The organism is Bradyrhizobium sp. AUGA SZCCT0169 (assembly GCF_018130085.1).
Taxonomy (GTDB): domain Bacteria; phylum Pseudomonadota; class Alphaproteobacteria; order Rhizobiales; family Xanthobacteraceae; genus Bradyrhizobium.
Map to the genome: position 1 here is coordinate 1 of NZ_JAFCMC010000073.1, position 2,064 is coordinate 2,064.

The following is a 2,064-nucleotide window of genomic DNA, read 5'->3' on the forward strand; positions in this document are numbered from 1 at the left end:
AACACGTTCGCATTGTCCTACGCCGAGCGGAACGTTACCGCCCCGCGCACCGAGCTCGGACTTCGCGCGGACACCTCGTTCGCGACCGCCGATGCCGTGGTCACGCTGCGCGGCCGCGCCGCCTGGGCGCACAACTTCAACACCGATCGCAGTGTCAGCGCGATCTTCCAGACGCTGCCGGCCTCCGCCTTCGTCGTCAACGGCGCCGCGCAGGCGCGGAACAGCGCACTGGTGGGCGCGTCCGCCGAAGCGAAATGGCTGAACGGCTTCTCGGTGGCGGCAAGCTTCGAGGGCGAGTTCTCAGACGTCACCGACAGCTACGCCGGCAAGGGCATCGTCCGGTATCAGTGGTAAGGCGCCAGCGCCCTCTTACTTTTTGCCTTTGGCCGCAGGCGCGGCCGCAATGGGCGCACTGGCGCCTGCGTTGGGTGGCGTGGCGCCTGTTTTGCTGGTGTCTTTCCCCATCATCATTGGCCCGCCGGTCTGGGCCGAGGCCAAAGACGATCCCAGGACGAAAAACGCGATTGTCGCCACCGCCACTAGCTTCTTCATGTGAGTCCTCCGGGGACATCCAGGACGTCAAGATCACCAAGGACATGCTCGATCTCGCCAAGCATATCGTGGAGTCGAAGTCCGGGCATTTCGAGCCGGCGAAGTTCGAGGACCGCTACGAAGCAGCACTGCAAGAACTGCTCGACAAGAAACAGAAGGGCCAGCCGATCGTCACAGCGAAGCGAGCCGCGCCCAGCAACGTCTTCAACCTGATGGATGCGCTGAAGGCGAGCATCAAGGGTGACAAGGGTCCGGCCGCAGCCGACAAGCCGTCGAGGAAGACCCGCGCCAAAGCAGCCGCGAAGCGCAAGGCCGCTGATGGTCAAGAAAGGACCATGGAGGAAGAAGAGGACCGGCGGCTGCTGAATTGCGGGATGCCGGACGTACTTCCGTTTCGATCGCCAACGCATTGAAGCGCACGGCCAGCGCTGTCGACAATCGTCTTTGGCTATTGCGCTCCCGCGAACGGGTAAATGCTGAAGCCACCTCCGATGGTTAAATCGACATTCTTCCATCCAACGCGCGGAACCAAGGTGCCAAACCGGTCGCAGCACGTTGGTCAGAAACGGAAGTTGAACAGCTTCGAAAACTCGCTACCAAGGTAACGGTCGCCGAGTTAACGCGAAAATTAGGCCGGTCCCGAGGCGCGGTTACGGCAAAAGCCTTCGAGCTCCGTTTATCGCTCAAATTCCGATGCACCTGGCCAGCGTCGGCTTCAGCCGCGTTCCTATACGGAAAGGGCTCCACATGACTAATGACGCATACGCTGTCGCACACGAGGTGCACGCGCTGCTCCTCTCAGCGCATCCGCGCGCCGGTGACGTCGAGCTGGCCAAAGCTGCCGAGCTTGCCGTGACCAATTTGCGAGGGGAGGACAACGTGCAAAACAGCGCTTTTATTGCCATACGGACAGCAAGGGAGGCGATCGATAGCGGCGTCGGGGCGGCCGAGGGCCAGCAATTGTTGTTGGATGCTGTCAGGATCGCCGAGCAGTGGGTGAGGTCTACTTCCCAGTAACGCATCCACGAAGCCAGCGCGAAGCGAATGTCCGTAGTAGTCTTCATGAAAGCCAAACAAGAGTTCATATATCCGACAAGATCTAACCGGGCCTTCAAAAATGGGCGAGTTGCCGTCTTCTAAAAGGAACCGCGCCCGCCGCGGCCGGTTGGAGAAAAAGTAGAGCGGAGGGCTGGTCCTAATGAGTAGGATGAGCTGGGCGATGGGGGCGGCTGTCGTTGTCATCGCCGTGACGGTCCTTTTGTTGATGGCGGGACCATGGAGTCCGAGGTTGGTCGAGAGGGATGCTGTCGGGGTGCCCACCGACGGCCCGCCGCGTCCGTTAGCACCGGGAACACCGATCACCTCCTCCCCTCCTTCTCCACCCCAGGGTCGGGCAAAGTCGCCCTGAAACGGTGATCCACCGCGCCGGGTAAGCCATGTTGCCGCGCGATCAAAACGCACGCGACGAAACGTAGCATTGTATTCTTGTGCGTGAAGGCACGTCCTTTCGAC

4 protein-coding genes are annotated in these 2,064 nt (G+C 61.1%); 3 read left to right on the forward strand and 1 reads right to left on the reverse strand.

Annotated elements, in window-relative coordinates:
* The 3 genes from JQ609_RS34830 to JQ609_RS34840 form a co-directional block, all read left to right on the forward strand.
* A partial coding sequence (locus tag JQ609_RS34830) for an autotransporter domain-containing protein (protein ID WP_212277144.1) occupies nucleotides 1–354 on the forward strand: 354 nt, incomplete at its 5' end.
* A gap of 49 nt (nucleotides 355–403) precedes the next feature.
* Nucleotides 404–556 carry a hypothetical protein gene (locus tag JQ609_RS34835; protein WP_212277145.1) on the forward strand — a complete coding sequence of 51 codons (153 nt, stop codon included), beginning with the start codon at nucleotides 404–406 and terminating at the stop codon, nucleotides 554–556.
* A gap of 40 nt (nucleotides 557–596) precedes the next feature.
* Nucleotides 597–965: a hypothetical protein gene (locus JQ609_RS34840; protein WP_212277146.1), complete on the forward strand. Its 369-nt coding sequence runs from the start codon at nucleotides 597–599 to the stop codon at nucleotides 963–965.
* 385 nt (nucleotides 966–1,350) lie between these two features.
* Here JQ609_RS34840 and JQ609_RS34845 read toward each other — a convergent pair.
* Nucleotides 1,351–2,064: hypothetical protein (locus JQ609_RS34845; protein ID WP_212277147.1), on the reverse strand; the 714-nt coding region annotated here is incomplete at its 5' end.

Excerpts from the sequence above, each read along its gene's own strand:
- JQ609_RS34835 (WP_212277145.1), top strand. The coding sequence starts at position 404 with ATGGGCGCACTGGCGCCTGCGTTGGGTGGCGTGGCGCCTGTTTTGCTG.
- JQ609_RS34840 (WP_212277146.1), top strand. The coding sequence starts at position 597 with ATGCTCGATCTCGCCAAGCATATCGTGGAGTCGAAGTCCGGGCATTTC.